The organism is Actinocrinis sp. (genome assembly GCF_035938995.1).
In the GTDB taxonomy this organism is placed as follows: domain Bacteria; phylum Actinomycetota; class Actinomycetes; order Streptomycetales; family Catenulisporaceae; genus DASZGI01.
In genome coordinates, this window is record NZ_DASZGI010000070.1 from 10,126 (window position 1) to 35,761 (window position 25,636).

Genomic DNA, 25,636 nt, shown 5'->3' on the forward strand with positions numbered 1-25,636 from the left:
CGGTGGGTCAGCAGTGGCCTCAGGGGGATGAGGACCGGCTCAGTGAGCTTGGGGATGTGTGGCATAGCACTGCGAATCAGATGTCGGGGTTCTCGGATCAGCTCGGTCCGTTGTCCTACGGGATGCAGGACGCGATGTCGGGTCCTGCGGGGGAGCAGTTTCATGCCCTGATCTCGCAGATCGGGTCGATGGCGCCGCAGATGGTGGCGGGGGCGCAGCAGGTCGGGGATATGGCGAGGAGCACCGCGGTGCAGACGCAGTATTCCAAGCTGATGATCCTGTTGCAGTTGATCTGGATGGCTGAGCAGATCATCGAGTGGTCCACCACGATCTGGGGCCTGGCCGTGGCGGCGGAGGTGGAGGCGATCGGCCGCCTGGTGGTCTCCCAGATCGCCAGAAGGTTCCTGACCACCGTGATCTCGGCCACGGCGATCCAGACCGGGATGGACGCGCTGGTGCAGGCGTTCCAGATGTTCGTGCTGCACGACCGCACCAAGTGGGACACCTCCGCCACCGTGAGCGCGGCGGAGATGGGCGCGGTGGGCGGCGCGGTCGGTGGGGTGCTGCACGAGGTCGGGCACGCCCTCGCGCCGAAGTTCATCGAGACCGTGCCCGGGCGCTTGGGGATGGCCGGGGTGACCGGGTTGGCCACCGGGCTGGTGTCCAACGCGGCGTTCGGCGGGAGCCAGGACCTCGGGCTCGCGGTCACCTCCGGGATCGCCGGCGGCCTGTTCGCCGGGCGCGGCGGACAACACGGACACGGCGCCGAGAGCGGGGCGGGCATCGAGATGCCGAGCCCGGGCGCGCTGGACGAGCTTAAGGGCCTGCTCGATGAGGTGCGCTCGCAGAACGGCGACGAACCCGGCGTGCCCGGCGAACCTGGCGTGCCGGGTGAGTTCGGCGGACCGGGTGAGCCAGGCGTGGTGGACGGATCGCGGCAGGCGGCGGTGTCGTTCCCCACGGTCACCGGGCAGGTCGCGCCGCTGATCGGGTTGCCGGAGCGGACCGTGGCCGCGCCCGAGTCCGTGGCCGCGCCCGAGTTCGCGGCGGCCGCCCCAGATGCCGCCGGACTGACGGGGCTGACAGGACTGACGGGGCTGACGGGGCTGACCGGGTTCGAGACCGGGCTGGTCGACACCACCGCGGCCGTCGCACCCGAGAGCGGCGCGGCGCGGGCGGACATCGGCGCGGCTGCGGCTGCGGGTGTGACCGAGCCGGGACTGGCGACGGCTGGGTCGGCGATGACCGCCGCGCAGTATGCCGAGCAGTTGCGCGGGCTGGACTTCGCGCCGACCCAACCCGCGCAGCACACGGCCTTCTCGGAAGCAGCCAGCCTGACCAGGCCCGGGTTCTCCGACGCGGCTGGCCTGACCGGGCAGCACATCGAACCAGGCGCGGCACAGACCGGTTCCGTGACCGGCATCGGTCATGGTGCGGCACAGACCAGCATCAGTCATGCGGTGGAGACCAGCCCGATGACCGACGTCAGCCGGGTGACGGCGCCCGACGGTGCGATCGTGCCAGGGGAGCAGATTACCTCGGCCGAGTCGGCCGCCGTTCCGACGCACGTCGCCCCGGTCACCGAGCCGTCCGGGCTGGCGCACACGGTAGCCGAGCCCGCCCTCACCGGGCATCTCGACGCCGCCGCCCCCACCGCCGCCCCGACCGTCGTGGCCCCGAGCGAGCGCGTGCAGGCTGAGCTCGCCGCATCCAGCACGGCCGAAACGACGCGCTTCACCACACCAGAGCAGACAACTGCCATACCGGAGGCGTTCGGCGCACGGCTGGAGTCGGCCACACCCGCAGAATCCCTCGTCGCAGCACACGACGTGACCACGCCGGTGGAACCTCACAGTGTGCCGGAGGTTACCGGTGTCCGGCCGGAGCTGGCCACGGCAACCGAGCACACAGCTACACCGGCGGAAACTGTCACGGCGTCAGACGGGGTCGCCGAGCCGTCGGATGCCGCGCGTGCACGACTGGAGTCGGGCACGCCGACAGAGGCCACCGCGATGGACCGGGCGAGAACCGGCACCAGCGAACCGGCGCGGCCGGAATCTGCGGCCGATGAGACGAGCGCGCGGCTCGAGGGTCCGGCCACGGAGCGGCCTTCGCACCTTGAGACCGCCGCTGCGGCGTCCGAGGATCGCCAGGGCGATGCTGCCGGAAGGTCGCAGGAGGCGGCTCGCGGCGTGCGTCAGGACTCCGGGCCGGCCGACCACGCCGACCAGGCCAGCCTCCCCGACCAGTCCGGCCACCCCGATCGCGCCGCGTCCGAGCCGAAATCAGCCGAACCTGAGATCCCGGCGATCGTCGTGACCGCTCCGCACGAGGCGGGCGGGGAACCGACTCTGTTCCTGAGCGCCGGTGGCAAGGAGCCTCCGGCGTTGACGCGGCTGCGTCTGCCGGGTGACGTCGTCGAGCACGCCCAGGCGGCTGCCGCTGTGCCCCGGGCCGTGGGTTGGAAGACACTGCTGGCCCACTCCCGCGACGGGAAGATCGTGGAGGGCGACGGCACGGCGGCCGGCGATCGTGTCGTGTCGGCGGCGGAGCTGGCCGACCGCCTCGGGGCCGCCGCCGGTGGATTCGACGGTGTCGTGATGGTGGTGTGCCAGGCCGGCTCGGACATACAGGCCGGGGCCGCCGCGGCACTGCACGCTGAAACCGGCGGGAAGTTCCCGATCCTCGCGCCGACCCACGAAGCGATCATGAACGACAAGGGCGACGTCGTGTCCGGCACCTGGGGCAAGAACGCGCGCGTGCCCAACCCGAACGGCGGCTGGGTGTTGTTCCACGCCAAGGCTCCCGCCGGGGAGGGTTCAACCGGGGACGCGGGTCCGACCCAGGACAGGCCTCCGACCGAGTTCAAGACCCCGTCGCTCAAAGAGGTCCTGCAACAGATCAAGGTGGAGGCGGTCCCTGGCGGGCTTCCCCCGGACCGGGCCGTCGGCTTCATGTCCGCGGTCGTGCCCGCGCAGCCGCGACGCCCCGCCCCGCAGCCACTCTCCCCCGGGCAGCGCGCCGCGCTGAATCAGCTCAGGTACGAGGTGCGGCCGGAGGATCTGGCGGTGCAAGTGGGCGTGGACTCGTTCTACCATGCGTTGATCGACGCGGGCGCCGTCAGGTATGACCCCGCAACCGACGTCCGGCGGGACGTCATCGACAGGCTGCGGAACGCGATCGCGGACAGCGTGGAGCGAAATTGGGACGTACGCTACCGAACTCGTGCGGCTCCAGGTCAAACTCGAGACGAGGCGGTCGCCCTCATCCGTGACCCGTCCAGGTGGACGGTCACCGACTCCAGGATCGTCCCGCAAGCCGTCAGCGACTTCCTGCGCGTCAACGTGGGCGTTATCGGGCCGCTGGGCCATCCCGAGGCGGTCGGCGATGCGGGCCGCGACCGTCTCAACGACGCGAACAGAAACGCGTTCGTCCTGGTGGAGACGGTCGGCAGGTATGTCGCCGCGCACCCGCTCCCCGACGATCCCAACCAGCCGGCCCGACCCGAGCTGCAACCGCCGCGCCCGCGGGACGCCCAGAACGCGTGGATCGCGCCGCTCACGCAAAACGAGTATCAGCGGCTCCAGCAGGTGTCCGCGCGCGTGGGCCTGTCGGCGGACGGCTTTCGAGACGCCGAGGCGGCGCGTGTCAGGGCCGTATTCGAGGGGGTATCTCGCAACGCCGCCGCCCGACGACCGGATCCGATCGAATACAACCGCGTTGTCGAGGAACTCAGGCAGAACTTCAGGAACGCGGTACTCCACCCGGAGGAGGTGGCTCGGCGCGCTGAGCTCAATCGCCTCATTCGCCGGGAACAGGTGCGCGACGCCCTCGCGTACACGCAAGCCGACATCAACCCGCGAACGACCGAGCGGCGGGACGCGATCCTCGCGGCGCTCGGCCCGCAGGCTGACGCGCCCACCCGCGCAAGGGTGGACACGGTAGCACGTGAAATGGCAGAGGCCGAATTCTTCCCCGCCGCCGCACGGCATTACGACCGCATGGGCGCTGATCCTCAGCGGCAGTACGCGGTCGAAACGTTCGTGGAAGGGCTGCGTCACATCGAGACCGCGGGAGAGCCGCACGAACTGGCGGCCGAGGTGGAAGGGGCGCTCGCCGGCCCGGCGGTCGTCGCCCTCTTCCACGAGGTCGCCACCGCCCGCATCCGCTTTGACGAGGCCCAATTCAACCGGCGGGTCGTCGAGCTGGCCCTGCAAGACGGCCAACGGGCCTTCGCACGCAGGGAGCAGGAAATTCTCGACCCGCACCGACGCGAGGCCTTGGCCATCGCCGAGTGGCACCTCCGACAGGGCAACGCGATCGAGGATCTGTGGACCGAGCGGCCGGCGCGCTACATGCCGCCGGGTTTCGGCGAGCTGCGACCCGATGGCGAGCGGCACTTCGCGTTGGGGCGCACCGGCCAGTTCGTGCGGCTCGGCGAGGTCGAGGTGCACCAGCACGACCGCCTCGCGCAGTTGCTCGCCCAGTCCGCCGTGATCGGGCTGAGAGACGGCCTCGTGAACCCTGACGCCATCCCCGCGCAGCACCAGACCCGATACGAGGATCTGCGCCTTCGGATCGGCGGCTTCATCGACCACTACGGCGAATCCGTTTTCGCGCAGCGGCTGCTCGAGGACGGTCTGGAGTTCGAAGACCGGGCGGGCGGCGATCGCGTCGTGGTGCGTTTCCGGCTGGAACCCGACCCCGACAGCGCGCACGAGACCAACCCGAACCTCGTCGAAGCACAGCTCGGCGTCAAGTCCGGCGTCGTGTGGCACACCCCGGTCGAATCGGACACCGAGCGGACATCCGGTAACGGCCGTACGGTGGAGAGCGACAACACGCTCGGTGTTTCCGGCAGCATGGGCGGTTCGTTCGGCGAGATTCCCGCCGACGAGCCGAACCTGGTCTTCTCCGTCTCGGGCGCCCCGTCGGCGAGCGCGTCGGCCTCCGAGTCACACAGCTTCAGTACAGCCGCGGTGTCCGCCACCAAGCGGCTCTTCGCCGACAGCAGCGGGCTGACCGCATTCTTCGACTTCCCACGCGCCACTCTGCAGGTCGACGTCGAACGACGCTTCCAACCACGCCACGAAAGCTTCCCGCTGACCGCCCGTTTCGGGTTTCCCGAGGATCTGTCGCCGATCAAACCGGCCGACGCCGGGCCAGGGGTGGTGTTCGAGAAGCGCGAGGATCCCGCAGAGCGGTTCGGTATGTCGCAAGCCGACCTGGCGGCACTCGAGACCGAGCCGGCCGGCGGTGCGCTGCACCAGGCCGCCGCCCGCGTCGCCGCGGTGCCGCACCACTTCTTCTTCCTCGGCGAGTCCGTCGCGGGGCTGGGTCCGGTCCGCAGGCAGGTCCTCGCTCTGCTCGGTCCGGAGGCGAAGCGCGAGCTGATCGAAGGCGTGCAGTTCAACCTGGGCGAACGCGCGGTCCTACGCGTGCTCGTCGACAACATGAACGACGCCGGTTACACCTCCCCGGAGTTCTTCACCGCCGACGGCCGCGAGCGGGTGCGGATGACGTCGCAGCTGGACATGCGCAGCGCCGTCTTCCTGAATGAGAGCGACGTCAACATCAAGGAGGAGGCCCAGCGCTTCGTCAGCTTCTCCCTGGGCGACACGGAGGGCGATTCCTTCGGGGCGACGTTCGGCCTCAACGGCGGCCACACCTTCGGAGACTTGAGCGCACCCGCGGGGGGCAACGACAACCTGTCAGCGAGCGGGAACGCTTCGGCCCGGATGTCATCGAGCCGCTCGACGAACGCGAACATCGGGTCCGGGCACATCGTCGGTTTGGTCTACGAGGGCCCGACCGCCCTGTACAGGGTCACGTTCGGGATGAAGGTGCGGCTCGAGCAGACCGGCCAGGAGAGCCGTCCGGTCGCGGGCGACATCACCGTGTTGCTGCGGGTACCGCTGTACCAGCGGGCGCGGTTCGAGGCGATGCTCGCGGACCAGGCCTCGCCCGCGCCACGGGGCCACGCGTCCTACCCGAGGGACGTCGAGCCCATCGGCCACCTTCCCCAAGCGCGGCAGGACGAGCTGCTACGGCTGCAGGCCGAGGAGCACTTTCCCCCCGTGTCGATGGCTGCCGGCAAGGGTGTCGGGTTCAGCGCGATCAGCCATATCGGCGGCGGCGAGAAGGTGCTGCCGGAGATGGTGGACATGGCCAAGCAGGTCGGCGCGAACCTGGCCTACTCGCGTCCCTGGGATGCGGAGCAGGCCGACTACATGGCCACGCAGCTGGCGTCTCGGCTCCCCCGGGGCGGCCTGATGAACTGGGGCAGCGCGCTGTTCCAGGACGGCGGCGTGCGCATGGAGGTCACGCGTCCGGCCTGGGAGGGCCGCGAGGTGCTCACCTTCACCGTCAAAGGCCGGCTGTTGGGCTCCGCCCAGGCGGAGGCGGAGGCGGCGGCGAGGGCGGCTGCCCGGCCGCAGGACCCGCCGCCCCCGCCGCCCCTGCCGGAGCCGATCGACAAGGGGCGGCTCAGCAGCGCGAAACTGGAGATCATGCCGTCGGCGTTCGCCGGCAACAGCGGTTCGGACACCGTCGACCGCGGATGGACATGGTCCGGCCAGGCCACGGGCACCTTCGGCCTGGGTGCGGGGAACCCACTGCGCTCACTCGGGATCACGGGCGGCGCCTCGGGCTCCTACGACAAGGCCGACACGCTCAACGTCGGCGCCTCGGCGTTCATGCTTTCGGCGGACCTGTACCACGGCCCGGTGTGGTTCTTCGACCACCTCGCCGAGTTCCAGCTGACTCTCACTTCGCGCCACGAGCCCGGGTACAACCCCACCGACTTGGTCAGGACACTGCCCGGCCTCGCCATGGGCCGCAGCGGGAGGGGGACATTCCCCTTCACCGAGCAGACCACGAGGCCGCTCGAGCGCACGGTGGGGGATGCCCGGGTCCGCTTCGTGATCGCGGAGCAGCTCGCACCGCGGCAGCCGGTCGATCCCGACGTCGCGAGGCGTGTCGGCACTCCGCGCGTGATCGCCACCGAAGCGGACAACCCTCCCCGGTTCGCGGGGGCGCGGCCGCGGAGGCTGTCGTTGCCACTGCCGGTGAGCGCGCGCGCGCGGCGTTCGGCGCAGCCGCCGTCGGAGCAGCACCTGGTGCGTCCGCTCCGGGTCCAGCCCCACCTGCGCGGCACGGGCCATGTCCCGCTGAACCGGAGCGACCAGGTGACCGACGTGCTCGGCGGCGGCAGGTTGGCCGACCACATCGTCGGCGCGCTGCACCGGACCGGTGTGACGGTGGAGACCTACCGGGAAGAGCCGTGGATGATGACCAGCGCGGAGACGCTCGCGGCGTCGCAGGTGCGCGGTCCGAGCGAAATCCAGCGGGTATTCCACATCGGCGGGAAGATCGCCACCCGGAAGGTGATCGTCACCCTGACGGGTTTCCCGCACAACGTCGAGCCGACCGGCCAGCGTGCGTCGATCTTCCGGATGGACGTGGGCGAGGGCAACAACTCGGTGGCCTCGACCACCACGCACTCCACCGCTTACCAGATGCGGGGTTCGGCGAGCCTCAACTTCCTGGACCACCAGGACGCCCACGGCGCGCAGACGACCACACTGACGCCGTCGGGTTCGATGAACTTCTGGAACGAGTCGGCCAGCAAGACCATCAGCTACACCCCGACCACCGGGCGGCTGATCCAGGGCACCCAGCATTCCGTGGAATACAAAGGCGACATGCTGTGGCAGGTCAAGGTGGTCGTGGTGCCGGTCAACCGGCTCTTCACCGGCCCGCCGATGGAGGCGCACGCCCTGGTCGACGTGCCCGGCGGCATCAGTTTCCTGCGGTTGGCCGAGCCGATTCCCGCCCCGCGCACGCTGGACGGCCTCGCCGCCGTCCCGCGCCCCGTGGACGCCCCGGCGTATTTCCCGGACAGGCTCGTCATCGGCGAACCCGTCGCGAACCAGGACGGACATGCGCTGGCATTCCGGACGATACCCGCCACGCCGGGCAGCGGCGACCGTGTTCCCCTGGTCCCGGCGATCCCGCCGTCGGCCGCGTCCGAACGTTTCATGTCCCCCCACCAGGCCGGCCCGACCGCGTTCGAGGTGACCGGCGAGGGCAACCCGATCCACGACGCGGTGCGGGACCTGCTGGCAGCGCACGCCCCGGACCACCTCGAGGGTTATTGGACGGTCCAGGAAGGCGCCGGTTCGACGTCGGCCGACGATGGTCTGGATCCGCCGCATGCCCGCGAACTGCCCTTCGAGCTGCGCAACCTGCTCAACACCGGCTCGCTCGTGTCCTTCGGGGACTCGCTGTGGGGGACGGGACTGGTGATGACCAGAACCATGCAGAAGCTGGGCGGCGCCGTCGTCGAGACGGCGCGCGTGTCGTTGGAGTTCGAGCGCCAGGGCCCGTACAAGCTGGTCCAGTACGTCGACAGCGCGAACGTGACCCGGTACTCGTTCCGGCTCAACGCCGAGACCGAAGCGCGCACGGTCCCCGAGGCGCACTCCGCCGGGATCGGCCTCAACCCGATCCTGCGGGACGCCCCCTCCTCCGGCGACCATGAACTGAACGTGCTTCAGTCCTGGAACGTGGGGGCGTCGGCGAACTTCTCCACCTCGACCGCCCGGGGTCATTCGGTGGCGAAGACCTTCGCGACCCGCGACACCCACTTCATCGCCGGCGCCGCCGGACGCTTCGACGGCCCGGTCGACGTCAAGGTCACTCTGACGACGACCACGACCGTCGTGGGCATGCGCACGGCCAACTCCGCCTGGCAGCGGGTGCCCCGCACGTTCACGACAGTGCACCCGAGCGTCCACGTGCCGATGCGTGAGCGGGTGATCATCCCCGCTCAGCTGATCGGGGACCACATGCGGGTGCCCGAGGACCCGCCGGCGCCGGTCGCCCCCGCCGGCGCGGCCGCGCCGCCGCGCTTCACGGCGGCGGTCACCGAGGTTCCGGTCGACTCGACCGCCGCCACGCTCGGGGCCACGCCGTTCCACCTCACCGCCGACGACCTGCTCGAGCACCACGCGTTCGTCACCGGATTCGACCATGCCAAGCTTCGCGTCGCGGACGGCGAGTTCCTCGGCCGCATCCTCGGCGGCCCTCCGCGGCCGGGCAGCCACGTCGACCCCGCCGACCCGCGGACCAACGTCTACAAGGCCGCCGTCGCCGCGCTTTTCGAGGAGGGCACCCGCGGCCGGGACGCGTTCCACTCCCTGTTCTCGTATCAGATGGCCACCCGGCAGCTGGAATTCCTGGTGACCGACACCGGGTTCACCTCCCCCCTCCTGGTGCGCGAGGGCGGGGTGGCCGGGGACATCCACGGACGCGTGACGATGAAGTTCGAGCTGTTCAACCCGCGCGTCGTGGGCGAGTCGACCGGCTGGTTGGAAACCGTGGACTACACATTCCGCGAATTCAACAGCTTCGACTCCACCGGTTCCAGCCGGAGCGCGGCCGTGAACGGCGGCGTCGCGCTGAACGTGGTCAACCGGGACGCGGGCCAGCCCCCGAACTCGTTCGGGCATCAAACGCTCAACATCTCCGGCAGCGCCGCGCTGGGCCAGTCGGACGGCAGCAACGGCTTCGGCGTCCTCAAGACGATGCCCTGGCACCACCCCCAGAACCAGGGGGCCGCGCGGTTGCACGTGCGGCTGGACGTGAAGGTGACCGTTTCGGTGACCGCGCACACCGAGGGCCCGATCGACCGGCTCCCGATCGAGGTGCCCGGCGGCACGGTCGAGGTGGCGCACATGATGCGGGACGCCGTCGAGGTCGCCCTGTCGCCGGAAGCAACGCTTGAAAAGGGAATCGTCAATCCGCGCGGCATGACGATCCCGTCCGGTGTCTTCGCGGTCGCGCACAACGCACAACGCCACGGCGTCGAGGACAGCGTGATCGGCGACGTGACGGAAATGTACAACCTGCGCGGGGTGGATCCCGCACGTCACTTCGTCGTGTACGCGAACGTCATCCCAGGAACCCGCAGCGTCGTCGTGGGGGACCGGGTTTTGACTGCTCGTCAGTTCTACGACGAAGTCCTCGCCCACCGCGACTTGTCCAACCGCACCATCGTGCTCATCGCAGCCCACGGTGACTTTACGGATGATCCGGGTCGTCTGTCGGTGGCCGCGCAAATCGCCAGACTGAGCGGCCGCAACGTCTTGGCCACCGTCAGCCGTGTGGGATGGACCCGCGACGGCACGATCCGCGCGTTCTCGGGCGAGATGGGGCCCTTCGAGGGGAGATCCGCGTGGGGCCTGGTGACCCCGCGCCGGACCCGCACGTGGCACGGCAGCGTGCTCGATCAGGCACTCGCCCGGATCGACGCGCCTCGACGCGGGGCCCTCGCCGCGCCGCGACCGCCTTCTGACGTGGCGCGCCGACCCATGTACCCGCGGCGTGCCACCTTCTCCGATGTGTCGATTCCCAGCATTGCAGAGGCGTCGACTTCTGCTTCTACCCCGTCTCCGACCGCCCCGCACCGGCGTACTTCCCTCCCCCCGACGTCGGCGGTTTTCGAGCAGGCGAGGGAGTCCTTTTCGCCGCAGTCGTCGCGGGTCGGCTCGCCGGCCCCGTCGCGGCCCCCGTCGCCGCCGCCCGGTGAGCGGATTCCTTCGGCAGCACGGACGCCGGGCGAGACGCCGTCCGTCTCGCGGCCCATTTCACCGCTGCACGAGTCGCCGCCGCTCGAGTACTCGCCCGAGCGGCCGTCCGAGTCGCCGTCCGGGTCGACGTCCGGGACGCCGTCCGAATCGCCCTTCCCGTCGCGGCGTGGTTCCCTCACGACGCCGGCGGTGCCTCTTGCCCAGGGGCGCATGCCCGAAGTCCCGGTGACCGGTGTGCGGTCGCGGCGTCAGTCCCTGATCGCGCCCATGGCGCCGATTGCCGAGACGGCGGCGCGCCTTGCCGAGCAGCAGGGGGCGGAAGGCCGCGGCGAGGAGCCGGTCGGCGGGCAGGTTGCCGCGCGGGTCGACTTCGCTGCTCTGGACGACGCTGCTGTCCGGGATGAGTTTTTCAGCGCGCAGGATGCCGCGATCGCGGCCACGGACGCTCTAAGCGAGGCTCAACGTGTGTTGAGCGAGGGGGGCGGCGCGGGAGGATCCCACGCCCCTGACCCCTTCCAAGCGGTCCTGGATGCGCAAGGAGTGTTGAGTGGCGCGCGGGCCAGGTTGGTGCAAGCAGAATCCGAGATGGTGCGGCGCGGCCTGCCGACCGATGTGACGGACGCCCGGGGGCCGGGTGGGATCCGGATCGAAGACCGTTCGCAGGGGCGGCCGACTGCGCCGAGCGACGTCCCGCCGCGACAGGACCCGTCGACGTCGGCGGTGTCATACGAGCAGCCGGCCAGGCGGCTTGGGCAAGTCGTGGGTCCGCGGGTGGCGCGGATTGAGGAGCGCCTGGCCGCTGAGCGAGAGGGGCAGCAGCGTTCGGCGTCCTCCCTGTCCGCGCCGCCGCAGACTCTGCCGACGGAGGCCCGGTCGCACGAGCACGCCGCCGTGCCGCCGGAGGGTGGGCTGCCCGGTGGGCCGGGCGAGCGGGCGATCCCGCACGTCGACTTCAATCCGGAGCTCGACGCCAGGGAGGCGTTCCGGCAACACGTCGTGCCGACGGACCGGGGTTGGGCGGTGAGCGACCGCGGTGACGAGGCGGAGTGGGCAGGGCGGGTCTCCGTGCCGGACGGGTGGCGGGCGATCGGGGTTCACCTGGATCCGGAGACCGGCGGGGTGCTGGTGGACGGGCGGCGCCTGTCGCGGGATCAGAGTATTGAGTTGTTGCTGCCTGAGGCGCGGCGGGTGCAGGAGGCGGGCCAGTCGCTGGCGCTGGTGGCGTGCGGCGGCGATTGGCTGGCGGGGGAGCTGTCGGCGCGGCTTCCGGGGTTGCGGGTGGCGTCGTTCAACGACGTGGCGGTGCAGTTGCGGGACGGGCGGGTGGTCGCCGGGGATCTGACGGGGGCGGTGGGGTTGCCGCCCGTGGAGAATCGCTGGTGGTTGGCCGAGAGCCGGCTGGCGCCGCATGAGCCGGGGGTGCAGGTGTGGCGCGACGGAGAGATCCAGCCCGGGGTGTCGGGCCGGGTGCTGCGTGACGTGCTGGAGTCGCGGCCTGCCGATCCGGCGGCTCGGCCGGTGAGCGCGGAGGATGCGGCCAAGGCGTATGTCTGGAGCGACCCGAGCGGGAGCGGGCTTCCTCTCGATCGGCCTGCGGACACCGAGGCCGGACTTTCCGATCCGCAGAACGCCGAGCTGGCTCGGCTCCGCTACAGGGTGCTGTCAGAGGATCTGGCGGCAGAGACGGGGCCGGACTCGTTCTACCGAGCGGCGATCGCGGCGTACGCCGTCGCTCATGACCCCGCGAGGCAGAGCCTGGACGAGAGAATCGCCGAGCTGCGGGAGGAAGTCGTCCAGGGCGTGATCAGAGGGTGGGACGCGCGCTACAGCACCCGTGCCGGAGGCCTGACTCTGGACGAGGCGGTCGCCCTGATCCGGGACCCGACCAGGTGGACGCGCGTGCACGAGCGGATCGTCCCGCACGCCTTCGCCGACCTTCTCGACCTCAATATGGGCGTCATCGGGGCTCGGGGCGTTGTCGAGCCGGTCGGCGACGCGGGCCGCCACCGGATTGGCGACGAGCACAGACGCCCGTTCGTCTTGGCGAAGGTCGCCGACGGGTACGTCGCCGCGCACCCTATCGGAGACCGTCCCGGCCAGCCGGCGGCCCCAAGGGAGCTGCAGCCGCCGCGCCAGCCGGGGAGTGCCTGGACCGATCAGCTCACGGAGAACGAGCGCGACCGGCTCCGGCAGGAGTATGGCGGCGTGCGCCTGGAGCCGGAAGACCATCAAGCGGCCGGCGCGGCGCGCCACAGGGCCATATACGAGTCGATGGACGGCAATGCCGCCGACCGAGCGCGACCGGCCGATCACGCCGCCACCGTCCAGGAGATCCAGCAGACCGTCAGGGACGCGGTGCTTTCCACGGACGACACGTTTCAGGGCGCTGCGATGAACCGTCTCCTCCTCTGGGAACGGGTGCACGACGCCTTTGCGCACAGCGCAGCCACCATCAACGCGCGCGCGACCAGGGGACGGGACGCGTTCCTGTCGGCGCTCGGCCCTGCGGCCGATCAGCCCACCCGGCAGCGGGTCGACGAGGTATCGCGTGCGATCGCGGACGCCGAGTACCTCCCCCAAGTCGAAGCGCACTACAACCAGTCGCAGACTCGGCCCGACGGTATCGCGGCGTTCGTGGAGATGGTTCGTGGTCGGGTGGAGCGGCTCGCGGATTCCGAGCGGGCAGCGTACCTGGAGGGGGTGCTGGGCTTCCGGGAGACCGTCCGCCGCTTCCACGAGATCTCGACGGCCCGTATTCGCTATGACGAGGCCCAATACAATCGTGAAGTCTTCGCGGATGCGAGAGACGAGGGCGATCTGGCCCACCAGCAAGCCCTCGAGGTGCCGCGACGCGAGGCCATGCGGATGGCCGAGGAGAACATCCGCCAGGACAATGCGCTCGCCGACGTGTGGAACGCGCGACCCGCGCGATACATGCCACCGGGTTTCGGCGAACACGGACCCGATGGAAGGCTGCGATATCCCCTGGGGCGCACCGGGCAGTTCGTGAGGCTCGGCGAGATCGGCGTGCGTGACCACGAGGGCGTCGCGCAGTTCCTCGCGCAGAACGTCGGGACCGGGCTGCAAGACGGCCGGCGGGATGAACTGCACACGGCGATCATCGATTTCCTCGGGCACTACGGCGCACCCATCTTCGCGCAGCGGCTGCTCGAAGACGGTCTCGAGTTCCAGGTCGGCGCGGGCGATCGTCAGCGCGTGGTGCGTCTCCGGCTGTCACCCGACCCCGACCGGGCTCACGAGACCAACCCGAACCGGCTCGAATACGAACCGCTCGGCGTGACGGCCGGCGTGGTGTGGCACACCCCGGTCGAATCGGACAACGAGGAGACGGCCGGCAGCAGCCGTTCGGTGGAAAGCGACGCCACGGTGAGTCTTTCCGCCAATGTCGGCGGCTCGTTCGGCGCTCTTCCCGCGCACGATCCGAACCTGGTCTTCTCCTGGCAGTTCGCCGCGGCGGGGAACGCGTCGGCTTCCCTGACGCACAGCTACGGTCAAGCCGCGGTGTCCGCCACCAAACGGCTGTTCGAGGCCAGCGGCGCGCAGACCGTCTTCTTCGACTTCCCGCAGTCCACGCTGCACATCGACATCGTGCGGCCTGGCGGGCGAGACCGCCAGGAAGAAATCGTGGGCGCGGGAACCATGAAACTGACCTCCCGTTTCGGGTTCCCCGAGGATCTGGCGCCGGTCAAACCGGAGGGCGCCGGGCCCGGGGTGGTGTTCAGGCCGGAACCCGGAAGACCGCTGTTCGGCATGACCAATCTGGCGGCACTCGCCAACGAGGGTGCCGGCGGCCCGCTGCACCAGAAAGCCGACCGGGTCGCCGCGGTGCCGCACGACTTCTTCTTCATCGCCGAGTCCGTCGCGGGGCTGCACGCGATCCGCGAGCGGGTGATCGGCCAGCTCGATGCGCAGGCGGATCGCAGGCTGGTCGAAGGCGTGCACTTCAATCTCGGCGAACGCGCGGTCCTGCGCATGCTCCCCAACGAGATGACGAAGGTCGGTTGGGTCTCCCCGGAGATCCGCACCGCCGACGGCCGCACGGCGGCGCGCACGACCGTGCAGATGGACCTGCGCGACGCCGTCCCGCTGGTGGAGAGCCACGTCTCCATCAAGGAGGAGGCCCAGGTCTTCATCAGCTTCTCCGAAGGCGACACGGAGAACGATTCCTTCGGGCTGACCGGCGGCGGCACTTCCGGCCACACCTTCGGAAGCCTGGGCGCGCCCACGGGAGGCAACGACAACCTGTCGGAGAACGCAAGCTTTACGGGCCGGATGTCGTCGAGCCGCTCCACGAATTCGAACATCGGGTCCGGGCACATCGTCGGCCTGGTCCATGAAGACAGCGTCCTCTACCGGACCACGGTCCACACCCGGGTGCTGCTCGAGGTGACCGGCCGGCCGAGCCGCTGGGTCGAAGGCGACGCCACCGTGTTCCTGCGGGTGCCGGCGCACCAGCGGGCGCGGTTCGAGGCGGCGCTCACCGACCAGGCCTCGGACGCGCCGCGGGGCCATGAGTTCTACCCGAAGGACGGCCGGCAGCCCGACACCATGCCCGAAGATCAGGTCCGTCATCCTCCCGAGACGATGGCCCTCGGCCGCGGCACCGGGTTCAGCGCGATCGACCATATGCCCGGCGGCGAGAAGGTGCTGCCGCGGCTGTTGGAGATGGCCGAGCAGGTCGGCGCGCACATGGCCTACTCGCGTCCCTGGGACGCGGAGCAGACCAACTACATCCGCACGCAGCTGGCGTCCCGCTTCACCCGGCAAGGGCTGATGAACTGGGGTAGCGCGCTGTTCCAGGACGGCGGCGTGCGCATGGAGGTCACGCGTCCCGCGCAGGACGGCGTCGAGGTCATCACCTTCACCGTCAAGGCCCGGCTGTTGGGCTCCGCCCAGGCAGAGGCGGCTGCCCGGCCGGACGACCCGCCGCCCCTGCCGGAGTCGATCGGCCGGGGGCGGCTCGACAACGCGAAACTGGAGATCATGCCGTCCGCGTTCGCCGGCACCAGCAGCTCGGACACCGTCGACCGCGGATGGACGGGGTCTGGCCAGGTCACGGGCTCCTTCGGCGTCAGCACGCGCCACCCCGACCGCACCACCAGCGAAACTGCCGGCGGCTCGTGGGCTCACGATACGGCCAACACGCTCGGCGTCGGCGGCTCCGGGTTCATGCTTACCGCGGACCTGCACAGCGGCGGGGCGTGGTACTTCGACTACCGCACCGTCCTCGAACTGGCGGCGACCTCGCGTCACGAACCCGGGTACAACCCGGGCGACCGGGCCAGAGCGTTGCCCGCGCTCGCGCGCGGCGCAGTGGCACGCAGGTCATACGCCGCGCAGACCACGCCGCCGACCATCGTGGGCAGGGTGGAGGATGCCCGGGTCCGTTTCGTGATCGCGGAGAAGCTGACACGGAAGCAGCCGGTCGATCCCGAACTCGCGAAGGTTGTCGGCATCCCGCGGGACCTGCCCGGCCCCGCCCAACGTGTCAGGTTCCCGGGCGTGCGGTCACGGAGTACGACGCTGCCGCTGCCGGTGACCGAGCGGCGGCCGGCGCTCTCGCCCGAGGTGCATGTGGCCCATCCGCCCGAGGTTCAGCCCCACCTGACCGGGGGCCACACCCCGCTGCACCAGGACGACCAGCTGACCGAGGTGCTCGGCGGCGGGAAATTGGCCGACGTGATAGTCCGCGGGCTGCGCCGGTTCGACGTCGGGCCCGAGACGTACGGTCACGAGCCGTGGATGATGACCAGTCAGGAGACGCTCGGGGCGTCTCAGGTGCGCGGTCCTTCTGAGATCCGGCGGACCTTCTACGTCGGCGGGCCGATCGCCGAAAAACGGGTGGACGTCACGCTGGTCGGGTACCCGCACGACGCGCACCGAATAGGCACCGAGGAGGTGCCGGTCTTCCGGATGCACGTGGCCGAGGGCAACACCGGGGTGTCCTCGACCACCACCCGGTCCGTCGCGGGTCAGGGGCGGGGTTCGGCGAACCTGGGTCTGGTGTACCGGCAGGGCGATCACGGAACACTGTCGGGCACACCGTTGTCCGGGTCGGGTTCGGTGAACTTCCGGAACGAGGTGGCGAGCAGGACCGTCAGTTACACCCCGACCACCGGGCGGCTGGTCCAGGGCGACGACGCCTATGTGGAGTACAAGGCCAACATGGTGTGGCGGGTCTCGGTGGTCGTGACCCCGGTGAACCGGCTCTACACCGGCCCGCCGATGGAAACGCACGCCCTGGTCGAAGTGCCCGGCGGCATCAGTTACCTGCGGCTGGCCGAGCCCGTGCCGTCCCCGCGCACGCTGGACGAGCTGCTCGCGTTCCCCCGCCCCGCGAACGCCCCGGAGTACGTCCCGGACCGGCTCGTCGTCGTCGGGACGTCCCGGATCGCAGACTTCGGCGCTCACGACCGTGTCTTCGAGACGATGCCGGCGACGCCGGGCAGTCTCGAGCGCGTTCCCGTGGTCCCGATGGTCCCGGCCGCGGCCGTGTCCGAACGGCTGATGGCCCCACGCCCGGAACATCTGATCGCATTCGACGTCACCGGCGAGGGCAACCCGGTGCTCGACGCGATGCAGCGCCTGCTGCGAGACCACGCCCCGCACTTCCTCGAGGACTATTGGACCGTCCAGGAAGGTCTCGCATCGAGCCGGACGCCCGACGGCGCTCTGCATCCGGACGCCATTCGCCGTGTGCCCACCAAGCTGGGCAACCTGATCAATCCCGGCTCGATGATGGCGCTGCGAGACTCGATATACGGGACGGGACTGGTGATCAGAGCCACCAGGCCGGACAGGGGCGGCGCCGGCACGAGAATCCTGGACGTGTTGATCCAGGGCGACCAGGTGGGCCCTTACCAACTGGTCCAGCACGTCGAGAGCGCGAACGTCACCCCCTACTCGTTCCGGCTCAACGCCTGGACCGACGCGCTCACGATCCCCCAGGCGCACTCCGAAGGGTACTCCGCCGGCCCGGCCCTGCGCTTCGCCCTGCCGGGCCTCCACCGGCTGCAGTCCGTCAACGTGGGGGGAGGGGCGAGCGCCGCCTCGTCGCTCGCTCCGGGTCATTCGCTGATGACGACCGACGCGACCCGCGACACCCACTTCCGGGCCGGAGGCGCCTCGCGCTTCATCGGTATGGACAACATCAAGGTCTCCCTGATGGAGACCGTGATTCCCACACGCGCGGCAAACACCCTCGGGCTCGGCGTGCCCCGCATGCTCGCACGGCTGTGGCAGGGCGCCGACGACCCGCTACGGCCGAGCATCGACGTCCAGATGCTCAATCGGGTGATCATCCCCGACCAGCTGATGAGGGACCACATGTCGGCGCCGGAGGTCGAGCCGGGGACGGCGGCGGTCACCGAGGTGCCGGTCGGCTCGACGGCTGGCACGCTCCGGGCCACCACATTGGACGTCACCAGCCGCGACCTGCTTAGCCACGCCGTGTTCACCGTCGGCTTCGACCGTGCCAAGCTGCGCATTCTGCACGACGAGTTTCTCGCCCGCGTCTTCGGCGCCCCTGCGCGGGCGGGCAGCGGTGTGGACCCCAACGACCCGCGGACCGACGTGTACAACCCGCTGGTCGCCGCGCTTTTCAAGCCCGGCGCGCTCGGCCGGGACGCATTGCCCTACCTGTTCTCGTATCAGACGTCCACCCGGGAGCTGGAATTCCTGGTGTCCCCGGACGGGTTCACCTCGCCCGTCCTGGTGGTCGAAGGTGGAGCGCGCGGGGACATCCGCGGGACCGTGACGATGAACTACGAGCTGCTCAACCCGCGCATCCTGGGCGAGTCGCGCGGCTGGGTGGAGACCGTGGACTACGGCTTCCGCGAATTCAACAGCAACGACTCCACCGGTTCCAGCCAGAGCGGGAACCTGAACGGCGGATTCGGACTGAACATAGGCGCGCGGCCGGGCCAGCCTCCGAACGCGGCCGGGCATCTCACGTTCAACGCCTCTGCCGGCGGCGCGCTGGGCCACTCCATCGCCAACAGCAGTTTCGCGGTGCTCAAGACGATGCCCTGGCACCGCCCCCAGAACCAGCCGGCCGTGCGGCTGCACGTGTCATCGGACGTGAAGGTGACCGTGCGGGTGAACGCGCACGTCGAGGGGCCGGGCCCCGTGCTCCCATGGGAGGCGTCCGACGGCGCGGTCGAGCTTTCCTTCCTGGTGAAGGGCGGGGCCGAGTTCGCCCTGTCGCCGGAAGCATCGATTGGGAAGGGTCTGGTCAATCCGCGCGGCATGACGATCCCGTCCGGTGTCTTCGCGGTGGCGCACGGCGCGAAGGACACCCTGGGCGTCGAGGACAGCCCGATCACGGATGTGGCGGAAATGTACAACCTGGGCGGAGTGGACCCCGCACGCCACTTCGTCGTATACGCGAACGTCATTCCCGCGGACGGCACGTTCGTCGTCGGGGACAGGGCTTTGAGTCCCGATGTGTTCAGCCGGCAGGTCTTTGCCGACCGTGTCTTGACCGACCACATCGTGGTGCTCCTCGCCCCCCAGGGCGACCTCGCGGTGGAGGGATCTCGGTCAGCCGCCGAGCAGATGGCGAGAGAGACCGGCCTGCCCGTCCTGGCCACCGAAGGCGGTGTGAGATGGACCCGCGACGGCTCGATCCAGGCGTATACCCTCCCGGGGGGCGAGTTGGGGCCGGGCGGGGAAGGGGCCCAGTGGCGTCTGCTGACCCCGCGCGGCGACGTGGTCGAGACAACGATCCACGGCCACGTTCTCGATCAGGCACTGATCGACATCGAAAGGCGCCGGGCGCAGGCGACAGCCGGTCCGCAGCTTACCGCCGGGCCGGCGGCGCATCCTGATGCGGCACGCCTGCCCGACCGCCCGGCGCAGCCGGAGCGCCGTGTCTCCACTCCGAGGGCGACGACGCCTTCAGCTCTACCGGTCAGCCCTAGGCGGCGTTCTCTCCTTGGCGAGGTGCCCGCGGCTACCGCGCATCGATTGGCGGGCTTTTCGCCGCCCTCGTCTCGTCCCGAGTCGCCGTCCGGACCGCGGGCCGCGTCGCCGCCCGGGGCGCCGTTCGAGGCGCTGTCCGGGGCGCGGGGCGAGTTGCCGCGAGAGACCGCCGCATCGCCGACCCCTTCGCGGTCCCGGAGCGGGTCTCTGCTGGGCGCGGCGGCCAGAGTACGGAGCGGGTCGTGGGCGATGTCGCCGAGAGAGTTGCTCGGGCTAGGTCCTCAGCGACCTCGTCCCACCGATATTCCCCGCCTGGAAACCGGTGCGGACACCGTTGGTCGCCGGACCCGGTTCTACATCGACCCGTCCGAGCAGTCGCCCGAGTCCCCTTCGCCGTCGGTGTCAAGCCCCGAATCGAGGCGTGCGCCGTGGCGGTCCCGGATCGCCGCGGGAGAGGGTATTCGGCTACGTCGCCGCGCTTCGGGACTCGGAGAGGACCCGGTCGAGTACGTCGTCGAGCCCTCCAGGCCGCCGTCGCCGGAGGTCTCTGGGCCGCATGTTTCGCCGTCGGAGTCGCCGTCGGAGTCGCCGTTCGCTTCGCGGCGCGCTTCGGCGTCCGCGCCGAGGTGGCCTCTTGCGGAGGGGCAGGTGCCCAGTCCGCCGCGGTCGCGGACCGTTTCGCGGCGTCCTTCGATGTATATGGGGTCGATTCCCGAGCGCCTTGCCGAGCGTTGGGCGGCGGAACGCCAGGCGGAGGAGCGGGTCAGCCCGCCGACGTCCGAGCCCTCGTCACCAACCTCATCGCGCCTGGGCGGGGTGCCCGGGTCCCGGCAGGAGGGGAGGAGCGAAGGGAGAGTGGTTCCGGCGGCCGACGACAGCGCGCAGATTGCCGCTCGGGAGGAGATCGCCGCCCAGGAGGAGTTTGTCGGCACGCAGAGGGCCGCGATCGCCGCCCGGGATGCCTTGGACGAGGCGCGACGGGTGTTGGAAGAGGGCGGGGGAGCGGGAAGGTCCGACGCCCCGGACCCTCTTCAGGCGGTCCGCCAAGCGGAAGCGGACTTGGCTAGCGCCCGGGCCAGGCATCAGCGGGCTGAGGCAGAGATGCTGCGGCTGGGCCTGGAGACTGATGTCGCGGGTGGCCCGGTTGTGGGCGGGATCCGCCTGCGGGAGCCTGCGCCGGCTCGGCTGGCTCCGCGGAGCGAGGTCCCACCGCGGCCGGACCCAGCGACCTCGGCCGTGTCCCGCGGGCCGGCGGCCAGGCGGCTGCTTGAGGAGGGCTTCGTCGCTCAGCGGGTGGCGCACATTGAGGGGCGTGAGACTGTTGCGCGCGAGGAGCAGGGTTCGGTGCCCTCCCCGTCCGCGCCGCCGTCGAGCCATGTGTCGTCGCGGGAGGTCTCGCCGGAGGCGCAGTCGGCGCCGGCAGACGCTCCGTCGCGTGAGTACTCCGCCCCGGCGCCCCCCGAATATGGGTCGTCCGGCGGTGCGGAGGGGCTGCCGCGCATGCAATTCGAGGGCCGTGCGGATACAAGCGTGAGAGAGGAGTTCGGGAGCTCGGTCATGTCGTCGGGCTCGGCGTGGGCTGTGCTCGATCGCGGCGACGAATTGGCCCGGGCGGAGCAGGTCACCGTGCCGGACGGGTGGCGGGCGGTCGGGGTTCACCTGGACGCGGAGACCGGCGGGGCCTTCGTGGCCGGGCGGGCCCTGACGGTGCATCAGAGTGTCGAGTTGCTGGAGCCGTTGGCGCGGCGACTGCGCGATAGCGAGCAGTCGATGGCGTTGGTGGCGTGCGGCGGTGATCGGCTGGCGCGGGCGTTGTCCACTCGGGTGCCGGGGCTGCGGGTGGCGTCGTTCAATGACTTTGCGGTGCAGCTGCGGGACGGGCGGGTGGTTGCCGGCGACTCGACGGGGCGGGTGCGTTTGCCAGACGTGGTTCCCTGGTGGCTGGCCGAGGCGGACCGTGAGCACGTGCCGGGGGTGCGGGTGTGGCTCATCGGGCAGATCCAGCCCGGGGCGCCGGGGCGGGTGCTGCACGATGTGCTGGCGTCGCGGCCGGCCGACCCGGCAGCTGAAACCGTGAGCCGCGCCGAAACGGCCGACGCATACGTCTGGACGGATTTCATCGGGGGTTCGGACCGGTTGGTGCCCTCGCGGTTCGAGCTGCGGACGGTCGGGTCCCACCCCGGGACGCCGCTGACGACGCATGGGGCACGTGACTTCCTGATACGCAACGGTTTCGGCGTCGAGCAGAACAGGGAAGCAGCGCTGAATCTGTTCCTGCACGGCACGCAAATGGAGGGGAGGGCGTTCTCGGACAACTGGTTCGGAGCGTTCGTGCTGAATCACCGGCTTGACGCAGTCGCGGCGCAGCTGGAGCGAGTCGCGCCGGAGTACTACGACCCGGAGCGCCATGCACCGTTCGATCAGCGGGTGTATCTAGACGCGCACGGGCAGGTTCAGATTCTCCCCGAGGAGGAATTCCACACCGGCCTGGCGCGCATGCCGTTGGAGGACAGCGAATACGAGCACGAATTCGGCGATGAAACGCCCTTCCGGGACGCCGAAGTCCTCTCGCAGTGGGTACCCACGGGCGCGCGCGTCACGCAGGTCCCGCCCGAGTCGGTGGGTTTCAGCGGTACCAGGCGGGAATACCTGCCAGAGGAACTGGCGGCGACCCGGTTCCCGGCGGGATACTCGTTCGCTCCGAACGACGGGGTGCAGAATCCTCCCCTGTATTTCCGGTCTGACCACCAGCCGTTGTTCCGTTTGGACCGGCGTTCGAAGGGGTTCGTGTTCGGCCTGGGCTTCTTGCCCGGCAAGCGGGTGCTTCCCTCGAGCGTGGATGAGTATGAGCGCAATAAGCAGTCCACCGGCCTCATCAGCACCACGCGATCATCCGAGTGGCAGCCGCAGTTTTCTTGGGCTGTGCGGCCCGGGGGAATCGTCTCCCGCTATGAGATCGATGCGCCCGGCGGACTCGACGTCCACGCGACCCTGGGCAAGGTGACTCCATATCAGCCGACCTGGCTCGACGTCTCGTTCTGGGACGGAATCCGGCCGGAGTACATCAGAAGCGTGCAGGAAGGCAGGCTGTTCGGGCCACAGGGCGAGCCCATTTTGGAATTACCGGAAAAAGACCCGGTAACGGGTAATGCGCCTATGGCCGATGGGCAGTTCGTGTGGGGAGAGGTGACGACGCGCGCCGACTGGCTGAGGGGGAACGTGTCACCGTTGCCACCGCACGTGGATGCGGAGACTGCGGTCCTGCTGTCGTCGCATCGCTTTGACAAGTGGGTCGGCGAGGCGTTGCCGACGGGATTCGTTCTGGTGAATCGTGCCGAGGACGTGGGCATGGCTGACGCGCTTCCGCGCATGCCCGGCTACATGACGATCGCGTTGCACAACGACCCGGCCGTTCCCGGGAACTATCTGGTGCGGGGGAGGAGTTTCCCGGCGGCGGAGTTGGCGCCGGCACTGGCTAAGCGGGTCGGGCAGGAGGCGCGGGGCGTGGTGATCGTATCCAGTCACGGTGCGGAGTTGGGGCGGGCGCTGGTCGAGGCGGTGGCTGCCACAGACCGGCGAGACCTGGTGGTGATGAGCACCGCCGGGCGGGTATGGCAGATTCCCGGAGGAGACGTGCGGGTCCGCGCCGCTGACGCCGCGGGGCCGGAAGGAGCGGTCGTCGCGCCATGGAGCTCAGAATGGCGTCCCGAGGTAAATCCGCAGCGTGTCTGGAGCGCCCAAGACGGTTCCGGGAGGGTGGAGTACGTCGGCAGCGAATTGAAGAGGGCATACGAGTCGGCGGGCTACCGGTTCGGCAACCTTGACAACCCCGACGACCGGGCCACCTCGTCGCCGTTCGCGTCGAAGGCACTTTCGATGGGCCCTTACTCGTGGGACGGAGCACCGGGACCCGCCGAGCACGGCCCTGACATCCAGCCCGCGGCCCCGCGTTCGACGCCTTTCGATTCGCGTCTGGAGCAGGAACCCCCGTCGGTCGCCGCCCGTCCGGCGCGGCCGGTCGTGGCCGCGGGTGCGTTCGGTCCTCCGGTAGCCGGGACCGAGTCGGGGTGGAGAGTGGATCCCGGCGCGGAGCACGCGCCGATCTGGACCGGGGATGTGGCGGTGCCCGATGGTTGGCGGCCGGTGGCGGTGCGGTTGGACCACGTTACGGGCGGAGTGCTGGCCGACGGGCAGCCGCTGTCGCGAGAGCAGAGTATTGAATTGCTGCGACCGGTGGCCGAGAGCGTCCGCGACGGCGGCGAGTCGCTGGTGTTGGTGGCGTCCGGCGGAGACTGGTTGGCGCGGGAGTTGTCAGGCCGGGTCCCCGGCCTGGATGTCGCTGTGGTCAATGAGACGGCGGTGCGCCATCCGGATGATGTGACCTCGGCTACCGCCGGTCCGCACGTGCCGGATGTGGGGCGCCTGTCGAAGGGCGCGGTGTGGAACACCGGAATCCAGGTGGCTGAAGGCGTCAACCGGCTGCCGGGCGACGGGGTCGCGCCCGCACCGAAGGGCGGCGGCGAGGTGATGATGACCACGGAGAGCGCACGGGAACTGCTGGCCCGGCACGGCTTCCCGGTCACGCCGCAAAAGCTCGCTGTGCTGGATCTGTATCTGCATCAGTCGCAGGCACCGCGGAGCATCCACTCTGACGACTGGTACGGCGCGGCACTCCTGGACGAAAAACTGCGCCAAGTCGTGATCGACCTGCAAGAGGTCGCGCCGGACGCGTTCGGGGCGGGAACTCCGGAGGTTCTTCGCGAGAGCGTCTACCTGGACCGCGGCGGGAACGTCCAGCGGATGCCGGGTCCGGATGAAGGTCCACCGCCCGGGAACTGGAATGACGAGCCCGCGTGGCTGGCCAACCGCGGTGAGCCACACGCCGAGGGGGGATTTCTCACGTACTCGCATTTCATCGGAGTGCGTACCACGACGGAGCGCCCGGAGGGATTCCCCGTCGGGTTCGAAACTCCGGAAGATCTGCCGCCGGTGACTTTCCGTGACGATAATGCTCCCTTGTACCACTGGAATCGGGCCACGCCCGGATCGGTGTTCGGGGTCGGGATCCGCCCCTCGGCGAGTGTCGAGACGCTCGACCTGCTCGACCCCGGGACTTACTCGAGGGAAGAGAACGTGACCATCGCCTCGGCTTCGCCGCTTTGGACTGACCGGCCGCCTACGTTCTCTCGGTTCGACCGCCGGGTTTACCGTTATCTTCTGGAAAACGCGCCCGGCGGGATCGTCGTCGAGAAGACGCTGCCGGGGACGGAGCATGGCTTCGGCCGTCATGACATCGCGTTCGTGGGCGGCATCAGGCCGCAGTTCATCCGCGCCGTGCAGGAGGGCATTGTGCGGCCGGGTGCCGACAAGCCCGAGTGGGGAGCGGTGACCACGCGGGCGGATTGGCTGGCGGCCCATGTGTCGCCGCTGGCGCAGGATGTTCCGGTGACAACCGCGGTGACACGCTCGCTGCACCAAATCGACCGCGCCGGCTTCCACACCCCGGTGCGAGGGTTCGTGTTGGTGGATCGGGTAGAGGACGTGGCCATGGCGGACGCGCTACCGCACCTGCCGGACTACGTCGTGGTCGGCGTGAACAGCGATCCGGCGGCCGAGGGTCGCTATCTGCTGCGGGGACAGAGTTTCTCTGCGGAGCAGTTGGCGCCCGAGCTGGCCGGACGTATCTGGGGCGGGGCGCGCGGAGTGGCGATCGTGTCCACCCGTGGCGCGCAGCTGGGACAGGCCCTGGTCGGCGCGATGGCCGCCAGGGGGCGGGGAGATGTGGTGGTCCTAAGCGCGGCCGGACACGTGTGGCAGGAGTCCGGTGGTGACGTCACCGCTTCCGAGCTGGGCGCGCAGAATACGTGGCAACCGGCACAGTGGCGGGCCGCCAACGCCGACGGGACGGTGAATGGTCTCGGCAGTTCTCTGGCGGATGCCTATGCAAGCGCGAGGCGGTCGTTCAGGCAGATCCCCAGGCAATTCGCAGGGTCACCGTACGCGGCCTCGACGCTGTTCTTCGGTCCTCGCACCTGGGATGGGATGACTCCGGAGGCGATCCCACCCGGTCCGGAGTTCACCGAGGACTAGTCGGATGAGGA

At 70.0% G+C, this 25,636-nt stretch carries 1 protein-coding gene; it reads left to right on the top strand.

The annotated features are described in order from the left end of the window. The first annotated feature begins 80 nt into the window (after window positions 1–80). Window positions 81–25,625 carry a scabin-related ADP-ribosyltransferase gene (locus tag VGZ32_RS04520; RefSeq protein WP_326884529.1) on the top strand — a complete coding sequence of 8,515 codons (25,545 nt, stop codon included), beginning with the start codon at window positions 81–83 and terminating at the stop codon, window positions 25,623–25,625. The last annotated feature ends 11 nt before the right edge of the window (window positions 25,626–25,636 follow it).